This is a genomic window from Paenibacillus sp. AGC31, from assembly GCF_057334655.1.
Genome location: NZ_JBHFJH010000027.1, coordinates 455,392 through 478,073, shown reverse-complemented (window position 1 = coordinate 478,073; position 22,682 = coordinate 455,392). Strand labels below are relative to the sequence as shown.

The 22,682-nt window shown below is 46.5% G+C and carries 20 protein-coding genes; 4 read left to right on the top strand and 16 right to left on the bottom strand.

The window, feature by feature from the left end; genetic code table 11:
- Positions 1-81: 81 nt before the first annotated feature.
- The 11 genes from ACE04G_RS14275 to ACE04G_RS14225 form a co-directional block, all read right to left on the bottom strand.
- The gene (locus tag ACE04G_RS14275; RefSeq protein WP_076209170.1) at positions 82-1,035 is read right to left on the bottom strand and encodes a 4-hydroxy-3-methylbut-2-enyl diphosphate reductase; all 954 of its coding nucleotides are present in this window, start codon (positions 1,033-1,035) and stop codon (positions 82-84) included.
- Between the two features lie 67 nt (positions 1,036-1,102).
- Entirely contained in the window at positions 1,103-2,563 is a 1,461-nt protein-coding gene (locus ACE04G_RS14270) for a sensor histidine kinase (protein WP_237176203.1), read from the bottom strand.
- A 1-nt stretch (position 2,564) separates the two neighbouring features.
- Entirely contained in the window at positions 2,565-3,254 is a 690-nt protein-coding gene (locus ACE04G_RS14265) for a response regulator transcription factor (RefSeq protein ID WP_076209172.1), read from the bottom strand.
- A gap of 174 nt (positions 3,255-3,428) precedes the next feature.
- Positions 3,429-5,093 carry a S1C family serine protease gene (locus ACE04G_RS14260; RefSeq protein ID WP_449004129.1) on the bottom strand — a complete coding sequence of 555 codons (1,665 nt, stop codon included), beginning with the start codon at positions 5,091-5,093 and terminating at the stop codon, positions 3,429-3,431.
- A gap of 148 nt (positions 5,094-5,241) precedes the next feature.
- Positions 5,242-5,904 carry a response regulator gene (locus tag ACE04G_RS14255; RefSeq protein WP_017689597.1) on the bottom strand — a complete coding sequence of 221 codons (663 nt, stop codon included), beginning with the start codon at positions 5,902-5,904 and terminating at the stop codon, positions 5,242-5,244.
- Between the two features lie 18 nt (positions 5,905-5,922).
- Positions 5,923-6,948, bottom strand: coding sequence for a HAMP domain-containing sensor histidine kinase (locus ACE04G_RS14250; RefSeq protein WP_091032721.1), 1,026 nt, complete (start codon positions 6,946-6,948; stop codon positions 5,923-5,925).
- A gap of 3 nt (positions 6,949-6,951) precedes the next feature.
- Positions 6,952-7,980 carry a cell wall-active antibiotics response protein LiaF gene (liaF, locus tag ACE04G_RS14245; protein ID WP_449004130.1) on the bottom strand — a complete coding sequence of 343 codons (1,029 nt, stop codon included), beginning with the start codon at positions 7,978-7,980 and terminating at the stop codon, positions 6,952-6,954.
- Positions 7,981-8,165: 185 nt separating this feature from the next.
- Positions 8,166-8,381 (bottom strand): hypothetical protein, encoded by a 216-nt coding sequence (locus tag ACE04G_RS14240; RefSeq protein WP_221822994.1) that lies wholly within the window; start codon positions 8,379-8,381, stop codon positions 8,166-8,168.
- Between the two features lie 111 nt (positions 8,382-8,492).
- Positions 8,493-9,032 (bottom strand): 3D domain-containing protein, encoded by a 540-nt coding sequence (locus ACE04G_RS14235; RefSeq protein ID WP_156946116.1) that lies wholly within the window; start codon positions 9,030-9,032, stop codon positions 8,493-8,495.
- A gap of 428 nt (positions 9,033-9,460) precedes the next feature.
- Positions 9,461-11,398 carry a threonine--tRNA ligase gene (gene thrS, locus ACE04G_RS14230; protein ID WP_221822992.1) on the bottom strand — a complete coding sequence of 646 codons (1,938 nt, stop codon included), beginning with the start codon at positions 11,396-11,398 and terminating at the stop codon, positions 9,461-9,463.
- Between the two features lie 415 nt (positions 11,399-11,813).
- On the bottom strand, positions 11,814-12,758 hold the full coding sequence (locus tag ACE04G_RS14225) for a putative sporulation protein YtxC (protein ID WP_221822990.1): 945 nt from the start codon (positions 12,756-12,758) through the stop codon (positions 11,814-11,816).
- Positions 12,759-12,938: 180 nt separating this feature from the next.
- Between ACE04G_RS14225 and ACE04G_RS14220 the strand changes: the two genes are divergently transcribed.
- The 4 genes from ACE04G_RS14220 (at position 12,939) to ACE04G_RS14205 (ending at position 16,393) form a co-directional block, all read left to right on the top strand.
- The gene (locus ACE04G_RS14220; protein ID WP_221822988.1) at positions 12,939-13,343 is read left to right on the top strand and encodes a hypothetical protein; all 405 of its coding nucleotides are present in this window, start codon (positions 12,939-12,941) and stop codon (positions 13,341-13,343) included.
- Positions 13,344-13,636: 293 nt separating this feature from the next.
- Positions 13,637-14,131: a cation:proton antiporter regulatory subunit gene (locus ACE04G_RS14215; protein WP_036610059.1), complete on the top strand. Its 495-nt coding sequence runs from the start codon at positions 13,637-13,639 to the stop codon at positions 14,129-14,131.
- A gap of 4 nt (positions 14,132-14,135) precedes the next feature.
- Complete coding sequence (locus ACE04G_RS14210) at positions 14,136-15,374, top strand: cation:proton antiporter (RefSeq protein WP_091014701.1); 1,239 nt, start codon at positions 14,136-14,138, stop codon at positions 15,372-15,374.
- A gap of 113 nt (positions 15,375-15,487) precedes the next feature.
- On the top strand, positions 15,488-16,393 hold the full coding sequence (locus ACE04G_RS14205) for a YitT family protein (protein ID WP_221822986.1): 906 nt from the start codon (positions 15,488-15,490) through the stop codon (positions 16,391-16,393).
- A 316-nt stretch (positions 16,394-16,709) separates the two neighbouring features.
- On the opposite strand, the gene ACE04G_RS14200 is transcribed toward ACE04G_RS14205, so the two are convergent.
- The 5 genes from ACE04G_RS14200 to ACE04G_RS14180 form a co-directional block, all read right to left on the bottom strand.
- Positions 16,710-17,723 (bottom strand): zinc-binding alcohol dehydrogenase family protein, encoded by a 1,014-nt coding sequence (locus ACE04G_RS14200; RefSeq protein ID WP_221822984.1) that lies wholly within the window; start codon positions 17,721-17,723, stop codon positions 16,710-16,712.
- Complete coding sequence (locus ACE04G_RS14195) at positions 17,720-18,697, bottom strand: aldo/keto reductase (protein WP_221822982.1); 978 nt, start codon at positions 18,695-18,697, stop codon at positions 17,720-17,722. The genes ACE04G_RS14200 and ACE04G_RS14195 overlap by 4 nt, the downstream gene beginning before the upstream one ends.
- A 231-nt stretch (positions 18,698-18,928) precedes the next feature.
- Positions 18,929-20,065 carry a cyclic dehypoxanthinyl futalosine synthase gene (gene mqnC / locus ACE04G_RS14190; protein WP_221822980.1) on the bottom strand — a complete coding sequence of 379 codons (1,137 nt, stop codon included), beginning with the start codon at positions 20,063-20,065 and terminating at the stop codon, positions 18,929-18,931.
- Positions 20,066-20,306: 241 nt separating this feature from the next.
- On the bottom strand, positions 20,307-21,479 hold the full coding sequence (locus tag ACE04G_RS14185; RefSeq protein ID WP_036669808.1) for a trans-sulfuration enzyme family protein: 1,173 nt from the start codon (positions 21,477-21,479) through the stop codon (positions 20,307-20,309).
- Positions 21,476-22,663, bottom strand: a complete 1,188-nt coding sequence (locus ACE04G_RS14180) for a PLP-dependent transferase (protein ID WP_221822969.1) — start codon at positions 22,661-22,663, stop codon at positions 21,476-21,478. The genes ACE04G_RS14185 and ACE04G_RS14180 overlap by 4 nt, the downstream gene beginning before the upstream one ends.
- Between the last annotated feature and the right edge of the window lie 19 nt (positions 22,664-22,682).

The following is a 22,682-nucleotide window of genomic DNA, read 5'->3' as shown; positions in this document are numbered from 1 at the left end:
GATCTGCGTAACAGGATTCTTCTCATTCACATCTCGTTTTTAATTCACATACACTTAGACTTACTTTTACATTAGCTGCGCCTAAGGTGTACGTGTTTTTTCTCTAACTGGAGGCAGCAGTTTGCTCATGTTCACGGTACGTTTGATTTCCCACGTCTCCGGCTTGTCATGTTCATACTGCTCCAGGTAAAGGATGACTTCCTTCGTGATCGGTGTTGGTGTTGATGCACCCGAAGTAACCGCCACCTTATTTACACCTTTCAGCCATTCTTGCTGAATCTCGGAAACATCGGATACACGGTAGGCCGTAACACCCGCAATCTCCTCCGACACTTGTGCCAGACGGTTAGAGTTATTGCTGCGAGGATCCCCCACCACGATAACCAGGTCCGCTTGACCTGCCTGTTCAGCAACAGCTTCCTGACGAACCTGAGTTGCGAGGCAAATTTCATTATGAATCTCAGCTCCCGGAAACTTCTCCAGCAGACGGCTCATAATGTGTTTGATATCCCACTGGCTCATCGTTGTCTGATTCGTAATAAGGATTTTGCCTGAAGGTACGTTCAGTTCTTCGATCTCTTCTTCCTTCTCGATCAGATGAACGAGGTCTGGCGCAACGCCAACAGCACCTTCTGGTTCAGGATGATTCCTTTTACCAATATAGATAATCTGATAACCTTCTGCTGTCTTTTCGCGAATGAGATCATGTGTCTTGGTCACATCAGGGCATGTTGCATCCACTGTTGTCAATCCTTTGTCCCGTGCCAGCTTACGCACTTCAGGAGATACACCATGAGCTGTAAAAATAATCGTGCCACTCTCCACTTGGCTCAAAATATCCATCCGGTTCGGACCATCCAATGTAATAATACCTTCATCTTCAAAGGAATCAGTCACATGTTGGTTATGCACAATCATACCCAATATATAAATAGGTCGTGGTAAATCCAGATTGCGTGCCGCTTGACGCGCGAGCACCATCGCATCCACAACGCCGTAACAATATCCCCGCGGCGAAATTCGTAGTACTTCCACTTGGTTGCCACCCGCTTTCTTTCTCGGCAACGTTGCCGATGTAATTGCAGTCCTGTCTATTATACCTTTATTCGATAGGCGGAGCAAAGACAACCGGCAACCAGATAATAAAGGTGGTTCCTTCTCCACGTCTGGTCACAACCTCAACCGATCCATGGTGTTCCTCAATAATCCACTTCGCAATTGAAAGTCCCAGACCGATGCCCGGTGTAGCCCCACGGGATTCATCTGCCCGATAGAAGCGATCAAAGATGAACGGCACTTCGTCCCGATCCATCCCAATACCGGTGTCGCTGATGCGCAGTCCCACCTGGCCCTTGTATAATACGGCATCCAGCGTCACAGAGCCTTCAGGTGTGTATTTAAACGCATTTTCGATGAAAATAAATAACATCTGTTGCAGATAGTCCTTGCTACCGTTCACATAAATGCCGTTCAGGATGGAAAAATCTCCTGGAAGCCAGTCTGCCTGACGATCCAGAAATTGTGCTCTGCGTGCCACTTCCTGTACGAGTATCTGCAGCGGGATCGGATTCAGTTCAATTTTCTGACCCGTATCCGCTCTCGCCAGCGATAACATGTCGCTGATCAGCCTGCTCATACGTTTTCCCTCGTCCGCCATGTCTTCAATGGCTTCCAGCGACATTTGCTTGACAGTCTCCTCATCCAGATTCGGTCGGTCGGTTCCCTCCTGATCCCATAACTTCTTCAGGAAGTCCACGTTCCCGCGAATGGTGGTCAACGGTGTACGAAGTTCATGTGATGCATCGGATACAAAGCGGCGCTGGGCAGCATTCGTCTCCTCCAAACCGCGGAATGACAATTCTGTACGTTCAAGCATATTATTCACCGTTTCAATCAGACGCCCGATCTCATCCTTTGGCCCCGCATATTGAATACGTACACTTAAGTCATCTCCCGATTGAATCTGATTCGCAGCATCAATGACATTCACGAGTGGACGCATCGACTTGCGGGCCAGAACAAGACCTGAGGTTATAGCCAATGCCATCGCTACCAGCCAGCCAAAAACTAAAATATTAAGCAACGCTTCCAGCAATCGCTCCTGTGAACTTACATTGGCTCCTACCTGAAGAATTCCACGTACTTCATTGGTACCTTGAAGAGAAAGGGGAAGCTGATTCACCAGAAACGGTGTACCGTCCACATAGATCTTAGATATGCCACGCTCTTTAAGTATCTCATTGGCTTTTAGTACCGGAAACTGAATCTGCAATTTCTCCATATTACCGGAAATTCTGCCAGAACGACTCTGATAATCCCAGAGTTGAATATAGATTTGTGCCTCCTGAAGCTGACTCTCTGTAAATGGGTCCAGATCCAGCGACTGTGAAAGAGGATTAACACCGATCTGCTCCGTAATCCGGGTACTCTTCACCTTCAATTGCTGTTCGACTTCCTGATAGGAGTTAAAATAAACAAAGGCATAGATTACAACGCCCCAAAAGATCAGAACAGCCGCCAAAATGCCAGAATACCATGCGGTTAGTCTTAACCGAATGGACATATTAAGAGTCACCTCTCAGAATATAGCCGGCTCCCCGGATGGTCTGGATTAGACGCTTGCCACCGTATTCTTCGGTCTTCTGTCTGAGCATGGCAATGTACACTTCAAGCACGTTAGACTCACCGCTGTAATCATAACCCCAGATTTTATCCATAATCAGATCACGGGACAGTACCCGTCTTGGATTTTGCATGAACAGATTCAAAAGTTCGAATTCTTTGGCAGTCAGCTCCAGACGCTGCCCATCTCGCAATACTTCACGTGAGTCATTGTCCAAAATGATATCTTCATACATTAAGCGGTTGTCCGGCGTACCCCCATTATCAGACTTGCGGCGCAGCAATGCGCGGACACGTGCCAATAATTCTTCCAGCGCAAAAGGTTTTACAAGGTAGTCATCGGCTCCCGTGTCCAGTCCGGTCACCCGGCTCTGTACTTCATCCTTGGCCGTCAGCATCAGCACAGGTACTTTGCTGCCTGCTTCTCTCAATCTGCGACATACCTCAAATCCGTCAATCTGCGGCATCATCACATCCAGCACAACGATGTCCGGCTCCTTGTCCATCAGTTTGCTTAGGCCTTCGGCTCCATTGGAAGCCGTCTGTACCTCATATCCTTCAAAAGCCAGCCCCCGGCGGAGCATGGATACAATTTTTTCGTCATCATCCACAATCAAAATAGTTGAGCGCATGGTCTTTCTCCTTTATCCTAACGTTTTATCCCATTGTAACAGGCAGAAGCACAATCTGCATCTTCAAGTAGGCGGTCTCCATTCCGTACTGGTCCATTGTAACCTTGCTCCATCAGGGCAAAAAAAACGGAAGGGCCTTCAAACCCTTCCGTTCTGTTAATCCTTGACCGATATTTATGGTTGCTGCTGTTGTGTACCTGTTGTTTGTGAAGTATCAAAATCATTTTTGTTTCCGATTTTGATTTTCAGATCCATTTTCTTACCGTCACGCACCACGTTTAATGTAACTTCACTGCCGATCTTCTGTTTCTTGATAAAATCAATCAGGTCTTGACTTGTCGCATAAGGCGTACCGTTAGCACCTGTGATGATATCATATGCACGAAGATCTGCTTGGTAAGCCGGTGATTGGAAGATCGTGCTGGCTACAACTGAACCTTCGGTAACATCTGTTCCCATTTGTTTAGCAACTTCAGGCGTGAGAGCCATCAGAGACGCACCGATAAATGGTACTGGCTCTTTGGGAACTTCTTTGTTCTCTTTAAGATATTTAACAGCTTCAGAGATGACGCTCGACGGAATTGCAAAACCAATTCCCTGTGCATCTGCGCTTACTGCAACGTTCATTCCGATAACTTCCCCATTCAGGTTAAGCAACGGACCACCGGAGTTACCCGGATTAATCGAAGCATCCGTTTGCAGCAAATGGCTGTACTCACGTGTTTTTCCTGTTTCTTCATCTGGAATGCTGATTGTACGTTCTTTGGCACTCAGTACACCTGCTGTAACGGTGTGTTCAAATCCTTCCGGGTTACCAATAGCTACAAGCCATTCACCGACTTGAGTACTGTTGGAATCACCTAGTGGAGCTACAGGGAACGCATCGTCACCACTGTTTTTCTCAATTTTCAATACAGCCAAATCCAGATCAAAGCTGCTTCCCAGCAGTTTAGCTTCATAAGGTTTACTGTTGTTCTCCAGGGTTACCTGGATTACATCTGCACCCTGAACAACGTGTTGATTCGTCAGGATATATCCTTCTTTGTCAAAAATGAACCCCGAACCAATGCCCATAGGCACAAGCTGATTACTGCTTTGTGGTTGCTGGCTTTGGCCTTGATTGCCTTCCGTTCCGCCGCCATTACCAAAGAAGTATTGGTACAGCGGATCACTTGTATTTGATCCACCCTGACCCAATCCTGTACGTGAGGACTGCTTCGCGAGTGTTTCGATTTTGACGACTGCTGGACTTGTACTTGTCACTACGGAAGACACATCCTCTTTGCCTGTTGGCAGTAACGACGCTGTAACATTGTTGCCTCCGCCTGTGTTTGTGGACGCTTCCTGTCCTGAACTTTGATTGTCCGTGTTCGTAAGTGCCGTCTCCGGTGTGAACATGTTTGTTCTATCAGCTGTGTACATGAGAACGGTGATGACCAGCATACCGGCAATAAAGGAAAATAGAAGTGATCTTACGGAAGAACGTGGTTTGCGGTTATTATAGTTCCAGTTGCCTTTGCCGCCATTCCCTTGATCTCCACCGTTACCTGAGCCGTTTCCGCCGCCTGCTGATGATCTTTTCGCTTGTTCGGATGATTCACTATTATAGTAAGTAGGTACGGGTCTCACCGGATCAGGTTTTGTAATCTCTACATTTCCTTCTTCACGCTGATTAGTGCTTCCCATGTGATTTGCTGTATCTTCCTGATTCACGGACTGAAAAGGTCCATAAGAATAATAATAGGAGGATTCGTCCGTTCCGGAAGAATTGCGATTCTCCGTTTGTTTGGTTTCGTTTTCCTCGTCTTGACGGTTCGATCTATAGTTGCGTTCGTCCATGCCTCTCTACCTCCCAATCTCTTATTCCCAAGAGATATTCTTTAACTGTCCTTATTTTGTACTTTAAACCTTAACCGTACCTTAAAAACAATTAAAAAGGAGATAAAAGCACGTAAGAATAGACTCTTTTCCCCGTCATGACAGCATTTTACCCTTTCGTTTTCACCCAACCCTGACGATGCGCATAGATGGCCAATTGTGTACGATCGTCCATCTCACATTTCATCAGCAGGTTACTTACATGTGTTTTGACGGTTTTGATACTGATATGTAATTCTTCCCCAATGTCTTTGTTGGTCTTTCCCTCTGCAATAAGCAGCAGCACTTCCTTCTCCCGTTCAGTCAGACCCGATTCACTCTCTCTCGCTGTACGTTGTCTGATTCCCCGGGTTAATGCCTGCGACACATCACCTGTCATAACAGGCATGCCTCTATAGGCCCCTTGAAGAGCATAGATCAGTTCTTCAGCAGAGACTGTCTTCAGTACATAACTTACCGCACCCGCTTCAATCGCTTGCACAACCAGATCATCCTCCAGGAAACTGGTGAGCATCACAATTTTCATCCCTGGAAATTCAGTCATGATGGCTTTTGTTGCTTCAGCGCCATTCATTACCGGCATCATCAGATCCATCAGGATCAGATCCGGCATTTCACTATCATTTAACTTACGCAACTGATCAAGCGCATCCTGCCCGTGGCCCGCTTCCCCCATCACATGAAAAGTAGGTTCCAGCATCAGATACGTTTTCAGCCCCATTCGAACCATGTCATGGTCATCCACAATCATTACGTTTACTTTCCCACTCATTGCGTCTCCCCCTCTAGTTCATTCAGATACATTAGGAAATTTCGGGATCAATACCCGTACCGTCGTTCCCGCTCCCGGCTTTGATATAATCTGAACTTGCCCCCCAAGCTTCTCCGCCCGTTCACGCATAGTAGATAACCCATATGAACCCGGACGCTCCGCTTGCTGCAAAAATCCCTGACCATCATCGCTGATGCTCATGCTGATCTGATGTTCACTCTCCCGTATGGACAGACTAACCACTCCCGCCTCTGCATGCTTCACGACATTCGCAACAGCCTCCTGAATAACAAGAAACAGCTGGTGCTCAATGGCATCCGAGATTCCGCCATCCAGTTCCAGCTCTTTCACACCTTTAAGACCATTCTGCCTGCAATAATCAGGAAACCAACTATCCAGTGCTGCGGTGAGGTCACGCCCTTCCAGCTCCACCGGTCGAAGTTGGGCAATAAGTCCTCGCATCTGACGCTGTGCAATATGTGACATCTGGATTAACTGGTCCAGTACTTTACCGCCATGTTCAGGATTCATCTCCAGCAGACGAGGTAAGGACGAAGCCGACATATGCATGGCAAACAGCTGCTGGCTAACCGTGTCATGGAGGTCCCTTGCCATTCGTTTGCGCTCTTCAAGCACAGCCCGCTCCGAGGCTTGCTCCTTCTCAATGACTTCCTGCTCACCGAGGCGCTGAAGCAGTCTCATCTTTTTCTCAATCGAATCCATCATGACATTGAATTCCTGATAGACACGACCAAACGAAGCATCATCCGCTTCAGGCATGCGCACCGCCAGATTACCCTTGGACACTTTCAACATGTTGAGATCAAGCAGATCGATCTTGCGTTGGAGTCGTAATGCAGCGATATATCCGGTGATAACGGTGGCCAGCACAACAACGGCAACATAGGTCCATGCCCGCTGACGACCAGCCCCCATCAACACCTCTCCATACAATAGATAGAATCCGCCCAGCGTAATCAGACCGGTTAGCGCAAAATACATCATCAGTTCCCATTTATTGGCCTTGAGAATTGTTCGAATCATGCGTTAACCCACCTTATTCACTTTGACGTCTCCGATAAACACACTTACAATAATCCGTACCTTTTTGCTTGCTTCATGGTAATGGGCAGTTTCAGCCTGGGCACTACTCAGGAATCCGCCGCGTTTCTGGTTCAACAGTGACATATCTCCAATGAAGGAATTAGTCGTCACCGTCACACCCAGATCCATATCTTCTGGAACAAATACTTTCACATCCCCAATAAATGAAGAAATGACAATTTTCGTCTCACCGTATGGAATCTGTGCTTTGGTCAAATCAATTACGGTATCTCCGATAAAAGCCGAGATGTTCATGGGTTTCAACGAGAACACTTCCTGTCCCATGTACAAATCCCCTATGAACGCTGATTTATTAATGGTATTGCCACTGCCATAATTCCCATAACCATTTCCGTACCCATCACCATAATGTTCTCCATATCCGGTATCGTTAGAGTTATACGATTGATGTTTCTTCTTATATTGATGCCCTTGTGATGATGAATCCGTTGATCCTGTGAAATGAGGGCCATGTGCATCGTTCTTCTGTTCCTGTTTTGGTTTGCCAAATGTTTTCTCGAACTGTTCGTCAAACGACGACGGCATCTCCAGATCCTCCGGAGACAACGGTTTATAAGGTTGCTCAGGTGCTGGAGGTGGCTGCATCTTGTCATGATGTTTCCGATCACGACGTCGTGGACCAATCAGTACAAATAATCCTCCGCCAATCAGCATAACCGGGATCAGATAACGGATAAACTCACCCATGGAGTAATCAATCCATCCCAGGTTACGGGCCAGAAAATACCCACCGATCGCCAGTACAATTATCGGTCCAATAAAGGCGTAACCCCCATTGCGACGAATCTCGGAAATTCCTTTGACCCCCCACCAGATTAGAAATAACGGCCAATATGTTCTGAAAATATATCCTACATCAATGTCATATCCCAATTGTCTGAACAAGATCATCGCACCAATAGCAATAAGAGGTATGCCAACCCACCAGCGGTCACGCGTCGATCGTTTCATCGCTCATGTCTCCTTTGTCTGTATTATGTATCCAGTGTAACTCAGACAAGACAATGAGAACAGCGGCGGCAGATGGAATTCATCTCGGTCTCGAGACTGAGATGGGAGGGTATTAATGTAAAAAACTTCGCATATGTAAAACACCCCGGAGCTGCTGCTCCAGGGTGCTGAATCTTTATCTTCAATTATTTCTGGAATTTCCCTGCACGGCCTTGGTTTGTTTGACCCGTGTTTTCTACACCGAACTCGGCATTGAATTTTTCATCAGGTGTTTGGAAATTATCTTGTACTTTGTTTTGAGCGGATTGTTTCACTTTAGCTGCTGCATTCTCTTCTCCAAACTCTGCATTGTACTTCTCGTTTGGCGTTTGGTACCCTTGTCCTTGTGATTTCTTAGCCACAACGAATCACCTCTCTCTTCATATTTACGTTGCATTGCTGCACCGCGGGGTTCGTCCCCAGTCAATATTATGTGAAGAGAGCACTTCAGTTATTCATGTGACCAGGTGAAATTATATGGCCTTGTCCAGCCAGGAGTCCGGTACGGATTTGTACACATCAATCGCATCGGCCAACTCGCTGAGCATCTTTTCTGTACACTTTCCAGCGCCTTGCCTGATCACCTGTACCTCCACATCCTTTTTGCCCCACTCTTTGTACACTTGCTTGGTTGTCGGGAAATACAGATCGATCTTATGGCCTTTGATCGCTGAACCGGTATCTGCAACAATTCCGTAGCCATAGCCCGGAATATACAGAATGGAACCCATCGGGAACAATTTTGGATCAGCTGCAATCGTGGAGACCGTTTCTTTATCACGGCGTACTTTGACACCAGAATACGTAATTCCATATTGAGGATGTTTAGGCCCTTTTCCTGTAGACTCCACTCCTGCCGTATATCCCGTTGCTGTAACCTTTTGTGTACCAAGGATTTGTTCTGAACGCGGAGCAAGCACCGGCATAGACGGATCTGCCACTTGTTTTTCTGGAAGTTCAGGTCTTGGAATGACCATTGGTTGTGGTGACCACAATAAAGCCATATAAACCATGGTCGTCAGCTGGGCCTCATCGCTGTATTGATGGCTGACCTGTTCTGGAAATTCTTGATCCGACTTGCTCGAAGTTTCAATAATCGGACCTTCACTGCCGCTGCTCTGACTCTCGACATGCAGTACTGTACTTTCCTCTTCAAATGTATAGGCATCCGCCTGATTCAGGTTAATCATCATTCCGGCGAACATCACACAGCCAACCAATAAACCCCGTATATGTTTCTTTTGAATTGAGAATTGCTTTTTCATTGTATAACCTCCCCCTCACTGCAAAGGTTTTCCAAAAAGCAATTAATCTATACTTTTTACTGCAAACACTACGAAAAAACGCCTGAATAACATAGGTCAATCCCATGTTATCCAGGCGTTATACAGAGTGATCAGCGCAACTTATGCACTGGTTATCCGATAGATCATTTGTTCATTTATACCAAACGTGTTGCGATTTCTTCTTTCAATTGAGCGATTATTTCATCGACCGGTTTCATGCCCAGATCGCCTTCTCCACGCTTACGCACGGATACTGCTTCTGCATTACGCTCATTCTCACCAACTACAAACATATAAGGCATTTTCTCAAGCTGCGCCTCACGGATTTTATATCCAAGCTTCTCATTCCGCAGATCGGCTTCAGCAGAGATTCCCGCACGTTTCAGCTTCGCTTCCACTTCACGCGCATAATCGTCGAAGTTTCCGGATACCGGGATCACTTTTGCCTGTACCGGAGACAACCACAATGGGAAAGCTCCTGCAAAGTTCTCCAGCAAGAATGCTGTGAAACGTTCCATTGTACTAATTACACCGCGGTGAATAACGACCGGACGATGTTTCTGTCCGTCATCTCCCACATATTCAAGTTCAAAGCGCTCAGGCAACAGGAAGTCCAGTTGAACCGTAGACAATGTCTCTTCTTTGCCCAGGGCTGTTTTGATCTGTACATCCAGCTTCGGACCGTAGAATGCCGCTTCACCTTCAGCTTCATAGAAAGGAAGATCAAGTTCTTCCACAACTTCACGCAGCATGCGTTGGGACATTTCCCACATCTCGTCGTTCTGGAAGTATTTCTCGGTATCCTTCGGATCACGATAGGACAGACGGAAACGGTATTCGTTAATACCAAAATCCTTATACACTGTTTGAATCAACTCGATAACACGAGCAAACTCTTCTTTGATCTGGTCCGGGCGTGCAAAAATGTGTGAGTCGTTCAGTGTCATTGCACGTACACGGTGCAGACCTGTTAATGCCCCCGACATTTCATAACGGTGCATCATGCCAAGCTCCGCAATACGGATTGGCAGATCACGGTAGCTGTGCATGCTGGACTTGTACACCATCATATGGTGAGGACAGTTCATTGGGCGCAGAACGAGTTCCTCGTTATCCATAACCATTTTCGGGAACATATCTTCCTGGTAGTGCTCCCAGTGTCCAGATGTTTTGTACAATTCCACGTTACCCAGAACCGGTGTGTATACATGCTGGTATCCCAGGCTTTCTTCCAGATCCACAATATAACGCTCCAGAGTACGGCGCAGCTTCGCGCCGTTAGGCAACCAGATTGGCAGGCCTTGACCGACCAGTTGGGAGAATGTGAACATTTCCAGCTCTTTACCCAACTTGCGGTGATCCCGTTTGCGAGCTTCTTCAAGGAAGTGCAGATGCTCGTCCAGCTGTGCTTTTTTCACAAAAGCCGTACCATAGATACGTTGAAGCATTTTGTTTTTGCTATCTCCACGCCAGTAAGCACCCGCGACATTCATCAGTTTGAACACTTTGATTTTGCTAGTCGATGGTACGTGAGGACCACGACACAAGTCGAAGAATTCACCTTGCTCATAAATCGTAATCACGCTGTCCGCCGGCAAATCACGAATCAACTCAAGTTTGTAAGGATCGCCCACTTCTTCAAACGTTTTGATCGCGTCCTCGCGGCTAACTTCCTTACGTACAATTGGCAAGTTCTCGTTCACAATACGTTCCATTTCCTTCTCGATCTTTTGCAGATCTTCAGGATTGAGCGCATGTTCGAGATCCATATCATAGTAGAAACCATCTTCAATGACAGGGCCGATACCGAGGCGTACCTCTTTGTTACCATATAAACGTTTCACTGCTTGAGCCATCAAGTGAGCTGTACTATGACGCATCACTTCAAGTCCTTCAGGTGAATCCAGCGTTACGATCTCCACCAATGCTCCCTCATGAAGTGTTGTGGACAAGTCCACCACGATGCCATCCAACTTGCCGGCTACGGCATTTTTGCGCAATCCGCTGCTAATTGAAGCGGCTACATCCTCAATGCTGCTGCCATCCGCATACTCACGTACCGAACCATCCGGTAATTTAATGTTCACTGCCATTTGTCTCATTCCTCCTGTTAATGTAACCTTCGAGTCCAGATATTTATGGACTGATAATCTATTGCTATTCCAGTCATTTTGCAAAGGAACGCAAAAAACACCCGTCCCGGCAAAGGGACGAGTGTTATATACTCGTGGTTCCACCCTAATTCAGCTGATTCATCCATATTCGGAAATACAGCCCTCATTGGCATGACGATAACGGGCATGACCCGGCAGATCCTTACTCGCGGATAATCCCCCATAAAGGCGATATTCTAACTCCACTTTCAAAATTGCAGCTACAAAGGGGTAAACCATACGTGATATCCGGAGGAAATTCCAGCCTAGGTTCCTCTCTCTGCACCGATCTTGCGTGTGGTTGTTGTCTTTGTCAACGCTTTTGGTTCAATGGTTCTCATGAAAAATTCATGGATCAACAGTTATTATAATTGCCGAGATCACTTGCGTCAAGACCTGTCAACAATCCTGAGCGCAGCACTTCGCATTCCGGGCAATGATGACATATTTGCACTTTGTCTTCAAAGATCTGGCATATGGTCGAGATGATTGGCAGATCCGGGGTGCGTGTATGGAGCATGACCTTCTCAGGAGAGATCGAGATGAGTGTACTTACAATCATATCTTCAATATCCATCTCCAGTTCCAGACCCGGCATTTCCACAACAACCTGTTCATCCTTTTGCACAGGTAACAGATTAAGTCCAGCATCCAAGACCTGAAATTCATGCATTCCCTTGTGTACAAGATGAACTAGTGGTACTTTGGCTTCTTGAAAAAACACAAAATATTTTAACAGCCCCATAAACTCTTCATATTGCCGATCCATCCAGAACTCATCGAGTGCATACTCCACTAATTCCTGAAGTTCCTGCTTATATGGCCGTATACGGAAATTGATAATACCTTCAAGGTGAAAAAAGTGAACATCCTCCAGATCCTGCCGTAGTCCACTGGCTAACGTAGTACGGCGGCGCTCCCGAAGTCCGGGCTGATCCAGATCACCATTTAATAGAAGTGGCATGCAGATTCGATTGACCTTCTCCACCTCATGCTCATCCATGACAGAACACGCCTTGGCGATCATATCCTCCACCATGCCTCGTTCTTGTGTCTCCATAATGAAGTCGGCGAGTCCAAGGGAGAGCAGATCACTGATCCGGGGAAGCCATTGCTGGAAGTCTTCGTGATTCTCATTCCCTCTGCACACCCAGGTTGCTCTTCCATCATTATGTTTGAAGGTGAGCCGGAAACCTCTTTTATTTATATGTAAACCTTTGGTTTTTTCCTTGACACAACGATAAAATTGATCCGCTTCCTCTTGCCCCGATACATCGGTCCATACAGCAAACAGTTCCACAAGAATCACTCCTTTCCTTCCTGTTCAAAGTATATGGCAAGGCCGATGGGGATATACGAAGCGGATTGATGGAAAGCGTGTCATGATTTCTCAGTATATTATGAAGAGGTTTGGAGTTAAGACAAAAATGTGTTATTATTTTAATAACAGTATGTTTCACGGAAAAGGAGGGAAGCCAAAATGAGACAACAACCTAGAATACTCCACTACACTATCATTATCATTTTGTGCGTTTTCCAAGCCTTGTGCTTCCCTATTCCGATGCAGACCGAATCTGCCGTTGGGGTGTCTGTAGAAGCAACTTCCAACAAGGAAGTGCTGTTGCAAATACCCGAATCCCAGCAGAAACCTGTCATTCGCAAATACCCACAAGTCATGTCCAAGCTGATTGCGGTTACGCATAATAAGCCTGTCTTTCTTGTCCTCGCATTGGTATTGATGCTGCGAATCCCTACAACGGGTCTGTCCTTTAAACCGTGGTATTGTCTGTTTAAACGCAGATTATTTCTGCTACCTATTAAGTTTACCAGCATGTATGTATCCCTCACCCCTATAGCACCAAAATACGTGAACGCTCTTCACTAGCCGTTACGACGTATTACAGGTTGCTTTTGCATGGAGACACCTCTGTATTTATAAGACGGTGTGCTTGTGCATAACTTATAACCCTTTAAGCACACGTTAGATAAACCAATGTTCTGACAGTACCTATTTTTGTTGTACCCACACCGACAAATTCAAATCATATGGCTGTGTCAGGAATTTCTGGCTCTGTTTACCCGCATCTTTTGATGTTCCGTTGAGCAGCAGATTAATCATTTTCGGGAAATAAGCCTGTCTTCTGTGGCCAGCCCCTAATTATAAGGAGGCAACAATCCATGGATGTACGCGAAACAGACTTGCCGGGAATTGGCAAAAAATTTCAAATTGAAACAAGCAGCGGTGATAAAATTGTCATTATTATTCACGATGACGGTCGCCGGGAAATGTACCACTTCGAGTATGATGATCCCGATCAAAGCATCTCGATGATCACACTTGACGATTACGAAGCACGACAGATTGCTGCTATTGTTGGCGGATTAACTTACAAACCAAAGCAGCTTGAAAATATTGAAGTAACGTTTGACGACCTGATTATCGAGTGGTACAAAATCGAACCATCTTTTGGAAGTATCGGTAAATCCATCGGTGAATTGGACGTACGTCAAAACTCTGGGGCAACGGTTATCGCCGTTGTAGAGAAAAATCACAAAAAACATATCAGCCCAGGTCCGGAGGTAGTTATCAGTGCAGAATCCACGGTGGTAGCCGTTGGCGAACGCAATCAGCAGAAACTGTTTAAATCCCTCCTCCTGACTGGAAGGGGGTAAATAGATGGATCATTTGATATTCGAAGTAGGTCTGGCCCTTGTGCTCATTGCGGCAGCCGGCCTTTTATCGGCAAAACTAAGATTTTCGGTTGTTCCGTTTTATATTCTAATCGGGATGGCCGTTGGTCCACATGCCATGAAAATCTGGCATCTGGACTTCCGCTTTATTGAGAGTCAGCCTTTTATTGAATTCATGGGTCGGATCGGTATCCTGTTCCTTCTCTTCTACCTTGGACTTGAATTCTCGGTAGGTCGTTTAATTAAATCGGGTCGCTCCATTGCAGTTGGCGGCTCGATCTACATCGGCATTAACTTTACGCTGGGATTAATATTCGGTTTTGTTTCCGGTTTCCCAGTTGCAGAAGCACTTATTATCGCAGGTATAACTACCATCTCTTCCAGTGCCATTGTGGCCAAGGTACTCGTCGATTTGAAACGAACAGCCAACCCGGAAACAGAGATGATATTGGGTATTATTATGTTCGAAGATGTATTCCTCGCTGTATATATCTCAATCTTGTCCGGACTTGTGCTTAGTGATTCATCCTCCATCGGAGGCGTCATCATGTCCGCACTTATTGCCCTTGGATTCATGCTTATCGTGATTATCCTTGGACGCAAAGCAACACCGCTACTAAACAAATTGCTTAAAATTCGATCGAATGAACTCTTCTCTCTCGTTGTATTTGGAGCCTTGTTCCTGGTAGCTGGTTTCTCTGAAACCATTCATGTTGCCGAAGCGATTGGTGCATTACTGGTTGGTCTGGTGCTTGCTGAAACAGAACACGCGAAGCGGATTGAGCATTTGATTCTACCGTTCCGTGACTTCTTCGGAGCCATCTTCTTCTTCAGCTTTGGATTGTCCATTGATCCTTTGTCCCTGGGTGGCGAAGCCGTATGGTTGGCCCTGATTGCAGTTGTTATTACATTGTTCGGTAACTTCCTGGCCGGTATGTTGGCTGGACGCAGTGCAGGGCTATCGCCCAAAGCATCGGCAAATATTGGATTAACCATTGTCTCACGGGGTGAGTTTTCCATCATCTTGGCCAATATGGGTAAAGCCGGTGGACTGTTGCCAATGATTCAACCATTTGCCGCGCTGTATGTCCTAATTCTGGCCATTCTGGGTCCTTTATTAACCAAAGAGTCCAAACATGTATTCCGTTTATTGGATAAAATATTCAAGTTCAAAGATCCTCGGAAAAAGAAAGAAGAACCAAAGGTCCTACAGAAAGAAGGATAATTCCTATGTCTGTACAGAACAGACATACTAACGTACTTCGCGGCTCTTACGCCGATCTTTCTGTGACTAACCCAGGGAGAATGGCTCGAAAGCCGCACTAAGGAGGATGACCTATGAAAGCACCTCTGATATCGGCTAATCCGGTGCCAAACACCGTCAAGACCAGGATATCGTCTACCCGCCGCTGGTTAAACCTGTTTCTCGTTATTGCGGGCGGAATTCTGGCCTCCGTGGGACTTGAATTGTTCTTACACCCCAATAAGATTATTATTGGAGGCATTACCGGCATTTCCTCACTCTTCGCCCACTGGACCGAAATGAGGATTGGATTGTTCCTATTTTTATTTAATGTTCCGTTTATATTTCTGTCTTACAAGATTGTGCAGAAGAAATTTGTACTGGTTACTGTTCTGGGTCTGGTTGTCTTTTCGATCGGTGCCATTGTGCTTCATCCCATGCCGCCACTTGTAGAGCATCCGCTGGCTGCCGCCATGTTTGGTGGATTATGCCTCGGACTCGGAATTGGGCTCGTCGTACGGTATGGTGGGACACTGGATACGCTGGAAATCGGTGATCCGTCTTCCCGCCCACCTGAACGTGTGTTTAGTGGAAAACGGATGCTTATCGAAAAAATAATCATGCTGCTTAACTTGTTGATACTGACAGCCGCTGGTGTTGTCTTTGGCTGGGACCAAGCGATGTATTCCGTAATCGCCTATCTTATTGCTTATGAAATGGTGTACATTGCGTTCAGGGGCTTTTCTTCCAAACGAAAAGTATGCATTTTGACCACACAAAGCTCTCAAGTTGAAAAAGCTGTACGCAAACGGCTGCGCCGTGAACCTGGAACGCTGGAAGCCACTTCTGACTCAACACAACTCGCGATGACGGAAGGATGGATCAGGCAAATCCCGGGTGCACTTTATTATGAGGTACATGTTCTGGAGATAATCTGGTTGAAGTCCATTGTGCGTCACATTGATCCACATGCGGGCATTGTAACGAATCCGGAAAAATAATAGCTCATGTAAGTTGACCTAAAGATATTTACACTGACACTACGATGACAGAACAACCTTCCAATCGCTGTTATCCCCAGATTTTTTCTATTCCCTTTTCTCAAGGGAAAAATCCGGGGATAGCGTATGCTTTCGGAGCTGCTTTCTTTCAGAAAGCTTTCAGGCGAACGCTTCGCTTTTTCAGGTTTTTTCTGTCCTCTTCGTTATCGTGTAATTTTAATTCAACTTACAAAAAACGCTCTCTTCCCCTATGGATGGACAGTATTGTCCACCAAGGTCAGAGAGCGTTTTTTTCTGTTATCAGACTTACTTGTTATTATAGCTCAACGATGGCTTTGACTACATGGGAATCTGGCAATAACCATTGGTCTATTGCCGTAGGTAACTCATCAAATTCCACTCGGTGTGTGATATACCCATCCATATTTAATTTCTTTTGACGCAAGGTGGACAGGACCTGTTCAAAATCTTCACGGGTTGCGTTTCGACTGCCCAGGATGCTCATCTCCCGCTTGTGAAACTCAGGATCATGAAAAGTAATATCTGCTTTCACTAGTCCTACAAAAATGAGTTGACCACTATGCGCAACATATTGAATGGCCTCATTCATGGAATTCACATTACCGGTTGCGTCAAAAACAGCTGTAGCATAGTCGCCTCCCGTGATTTCAGCCACATGCTGCACAGAATGTTCATTCGCCTGAACCAAGTCATCCGCTCCAGCCCAAGTCCGGCTAAGCTCCAACCTGTCCAGATTACGATCAACGGCAATAACACGCGCTCCCGCCTGTTTGGCAAATGCCATCACACCCAAGCCAATGGGGCCAGCTCCAATCACAACCACATGCTCACCAGGCTTGATTCCCGCTCTTCTGACGGCATGGGCTCCAATGCTTAATGGTTCTACCATTGCCGTCTCATCCAACGTCAAACCTTCTGCTGAGAGCAGATGTGAGACAGGCACGCTGATTCTTTCTCTCATGCCTCCGTCTACGTGCACACCCATGACTTGCATGGACGCACAACAATTGGTTTTTCCATTGCGACATGCAATACAGTGACCGCAATGCAGATACGGAATAATACTTACCTGATCCCCAGGCTGTAACCCAGCCTCGTTCGGACCGATTTCTTCAATAACAGCCGCCAGTTCATGACCCAGAACACGAGGATAGGTAAAGAATGGCTGGTTGCCTTTGTACGCATGCAGATCCGTTCCACAGATCCCAATCCGCCGAATGGCAACCAACGCCTCTCCTTCTGCTCGTTCCGGTTGAGGCAGGTCCTGGAGCTTCAATTGATCTATTTCTTCACATACAATGGCTCTCATCGTTGTTCCCCCTTGGATGCTTCTGCTGTGGTTTTGCTTGGCTTCGTATTATATTCTGGTCGTCCGCTTGACCACGTCTCGTTATGCAATGGAGCCAGAATGCGCAGCACTTCATCCAGCAGGCTCTGATCCATCGGTTCCTCTATCCAGGCTGCATTATTGAGGATATTGCGCTGGCTGGCACTGCTCACCAGTGTTGTCGGAATTCGTTCATTCGACGTGGAGAATTGCACGGACAACTTGGCAATGTCACTGCCTTGTTCTGCACAGAAGCGGGCAGCCTTCAGGCAGAGCTCTTTCACCCGATCGTCTGCCGGATGCCAGGCAGGAGCCCCTCGGGTACTCAACAAGCCCATAGAAAGAGGCGAAGCATTGACGAGGCCCATTTCTTTTTTTTCCAACAAGGGCAATAACGACAATAATGAGGTATCATTCAATGAATAATGACAATACGATATGATCGCATCCGCATCGATCTGTGGCAGAACCTTCTCGAACAAAGGCAAGGGTAATCCACATATGCCCGCATGTCGTATAACTCCCTGCTCTTTCAGACGCAGCAACGTTGGAAAAGCTTCTTCGATAATAATCTCTGCTGGCACAAATTCAATATCATGCAGGAACAGAATGTCGATATAGTCTGTATGCAGTCGATCCAGGCTCTCTTGCACGCTATTCAGAATCCGCTGACGTGAAAAGTCAAACTCATTTTCCCCATACCGTCCGGCTTTGGTTGATAATATATATGAACTGCGGGGCAAGCTGCGGATGGCTTCACCCAACACTGTCTCCGCCTTTGTCAGCCCGTAATAAGGCGAAACGTCTATGTAATTCATCCCCGCATCTACAGCCGCATGTACAGTGCGAATCCCTTCGTCCCGGTCAATGTCACGAAATACAGAACCGAGTGAGGATGCTCCAAAGCTCAATACAGGTACGTCCAGTTCCGTCTTGCCAAGTATTCTTCTCTTCATCGGTTTACCCCTTCCAGCATGTCTGACTACACAAGTTCCCTTTCATTGTAACAGTTCAATTTCAATATAAAATATCGCCAATTGCCTAACATGTACTGTTTGATGATCTCGAACCGCAGAAGAAATCAAAAAAGCCCGCCGTCTCTCCAAACGGAGTAGTCAGCGGGCTTGGCTTCATCAATACTAATCTATAGATCAGCATTTATGGGAGTAGTATTCAAATAATCAGAATTAGTTCTGCATTACAAAATCTTCATGCACGGAATTCTCTTCATCGAACATGCGTACAATCTCGTATCGGGTGTTACGCTGAGCCGGAATATAACCGGACTCTCGAATCAAACGCAGAATGGATTCAATGTTAACTTTGTAAGTTGCACCAGCAGCAGATACAACGTTCTCTTCAATCATGGTGCTACCGAAGTCATTACAGCCAAATTCAAGGGACTTCTTACCGATGTCGGGACCCATGGTTACCCATGAGGATTGAATGTTCTTGATATTATCCAGCACCAGTCGGCTGATGGCAACAGTCTTCAAGTACTCTTCTGGCGTCTGACGCTCCAGTTTGAGATTTGTATTATCCGGTTGGAACGTCCACGGAATGAACGCCAGAAAACCTTCGGAATCATACTTGTTCGCAATACATTCATCCTGTGCTTCACGTACACGGAGCAAGTGCAGTGCACGCTCTTCCATCGATTCACCAAGGCCAATAACCATCGTTGCGGTGGTGTTCATACCGATGCGGTGTGCAGTTTGCATAACGTCCATCCAATCCCGCCATGAACCTTTCAAGCGACTGATTTTCCGACGTGTGCGATCATCCAGAATTTCGGCACCGCCACCAGGCAAGGAATCCAGTCCAGCTTCGTGAATGGCACGAACAACTTCTTCCAATGTAAGGCCATCGGATACTTCAACCATTTTCATAATCTCCGCTGGGGAGAAAGAGTGCATCGTGATGTTTGGGAAACGCTCTTTGATGGCTTTCAACAGGTCTGTATAATAGCTGAAAGGCAAGTTTGGATTCGTTCCACCTTGCATCAAAATCTCGGTACCATTCACATCTTCCGTTTCCTGAATCTTCTGGAAAATAACTTCGTCCGGAAGTACATAACCTTCATCCGATCCAGGTCTGCGGTAAAAAGCACAAAAACGGCAGTACACATCACACACGTTCGTGTAGTTGACGTTACGCCCGATTACAAATGTTCTGTATGGTTCAGGGTGCATGCGTTTCATAATGACATTAGCAGCAGCCCCGATTTTGTCCACTTCGTTGGATTCAAATAGCTGAATCGTGTCTTCCAAGTCCAACCGTTCGCCCCGAAGGGCTTTATCTAAGATACGGTCTACCGTACTCATCGTAAAAAAGCCTCCCTCATGAAGAGAAATTATATAACGATCCGTCCCAACTTGTTCAAGAAAAGCAAGTTCTGGTGGCAACATCGTATTTCTGTACTCCACATATCGTAACACAGGTTACATGTGAAAAAAAGCACCTTATGTACAGGTGCTTTAAAAATAAGTAAAAATTTTTACATATGGAAAAGAATTATTTCAAACTTAAGTGATACGCATCGGCTTATTCGGTCATCCAGTTTTGCTAGGATTCCTGAAGTGCTTGTTCCAAATCTACAATCAGATCTTCGATATCTTCCAGACCTACAGAGAAGCGCAGCAACCCATCTGTAATGCCACGGTCACGGCGAACCTCAGCCGGCATTGCAGCGTGAGACATCATCGCTGGGTAGGACAGAATACTCTCCACAGCTCCCAAGCTTACAGCAACAATGGGGAGCTTCACCCGGTTAAGAACTGCTTTTGCACGATCACCTGAACCGACATCAAATGAAACGACAGCTCCATATCCTGTGGACTGGCGCTCATGTGCCTCACGGCCCGGATGATCCTCAAGTCCTGGATAAAAGACAGCGGTAATATCACTGCGCTCATTAAGCCATGCCGCCAGTTTGGCTGTGCTCCGTTCACTATGAGCCATGCGAGCCCCCAAGGTTTTCATCCCGCGCATCAGAAGCCAGGATTCTTGTGCCCCGAGTACAGTTCCAAGTCCATTTTGCAACTGTTTCAGTTGTACGCCAAGTGATTCCGTGCGAGCAACGGCTAACCCTGCCAGTACATCACTGTGACCTCCGAGAAACTTCGTAGCACTATGTACGACGATGTCCACACCAAGCTCGATTGGACGCTGATAATACGGTGTCATAAAGGTGTTATCCAGAATCGTGATCAGGTCATGTTCCTTCGACCAGTCAGTTACAGCAGCGATATCCGTAATCCGCAGTGTAGGATTGGACGGTGTTTCCATATAAACTGCCTTAGTGTTTGGCTTGAGTGCCGCTTTTACTTCATCTATATTGGTCATGTCTACAAAGGTTGTCTCAATCTGCATACGGCTTAATATGGAAGTAAGCAAACGATACGTACCTCCATATACGTCTTCCGTCACAATCATGTGATCCCCTGCGGAGAACATCATGAACACGCTTGAGATCGCAGCCATCCCCGAAGAATAGGCAAAGCCTCGTGCGCCGCCCTCCAGCAATGTGATGTAATCTTCCAAAGCCTGACGTGTCGGATTACCCGAACGACTGTAATCATGTTGAGGCGGATTGAAGATATCAAAATGATGGAAGGTTGATGCTTGATAGATCGGTACACTGGAGGCTCCAGTCGTTTTGTCAATCTCATCGCCAAAATGGAGCAACTTGGTATCAAATTTCAACTCGGAATTGGGCTTGTTGTTGGACTCACTCATGAGTGCACGCCTCCTTCCACTTCTTGTTGTGCAGCTGTCAGCGCATTGCCGAGATCTGCAATCAGATCATCCGCATGTTCAATGCCTACGGAGAACCGGAGCAGACGGTCATCCACACCTACGGCTTCACGAATTTCAAGCGGAATATCCGCATGAGTCTGTACTGCCGGATAAGTCATGAGTGATTCAACTCCGCCGAGACTTTCGGCAAAAGCAATGAGTTTGATATGACGCAGCAACGGTTCAACATAACGTGCATCCTTCACTTTGAAAGAGAAGATACCTGTGTTACCCGTGGATTGTTTGTTCTGTATCTCATACCCCGGATGATCGGATAGGCCTGGATGATACACTTCAACCACCGCTGGGTGCTCAAGCAAGTATTTAGCAATCGTAAGTGCATTGTGCTCATGACGCTCCATGCGAAGAGCCAGCGTTTTCATACCTTTCATCAACTGGTAGGAGTCACTTGGAGATAATACCGCTCCAATGGAATTATGCAGGAACGCCATCTCTGCAGATAATGCCTCACCTTTGGTAATAATTAGTCCGGCGAGCACATCATTGTGTCCACCCAGATATTTGGTAGCGCTATGAATGATGATATCGGCACCCAGTTCAATCGGACGTTGGAAAAATGGAGTCAACAACGTGTTGTCAACAATGGTCAACAGGTTGTAACCTTTCGCCCAGGAAGCAACGGCTTCCACATCGGTGATCATCATCAGTGGATTGGTTGGTGTCTCAATAAATACAGCTCTGGTATTCGGCTGACGAACCTTCTCCAGTGCTGCAAGGTCATTCGTATCCACATAACTAGCAGTTACGCCGAAACGGGACAGAATACGTTCCAGCAGACGATAGGTTCCACCATACAGATCCAGCGATACAATCAGATGATCCCCTTGACCAAACATGGCAAAGATCGTTTGCAACGCGGCCATTCCCGAGCTACAGGCAAACCCTGCATCACCGGACTCCAGCGCTGCGGCGGCTTCTTCCAATACTTTACGTGTTGGATTAGTCGTACGAATATAATCAAACCCCGTGCTTTGTCCAAGCTTCGGGTGGCGAAACGCAGTGGATTGATAGATCGGAAAGTTAATGGCGCCTGTTACCGGTTCATTGATGGACCCAATTTGTGCTAAGCGGCTTTCGATTTTCAACTTGTTGTTGTCTTCCATTGCTGCATCCTCCTGTAAT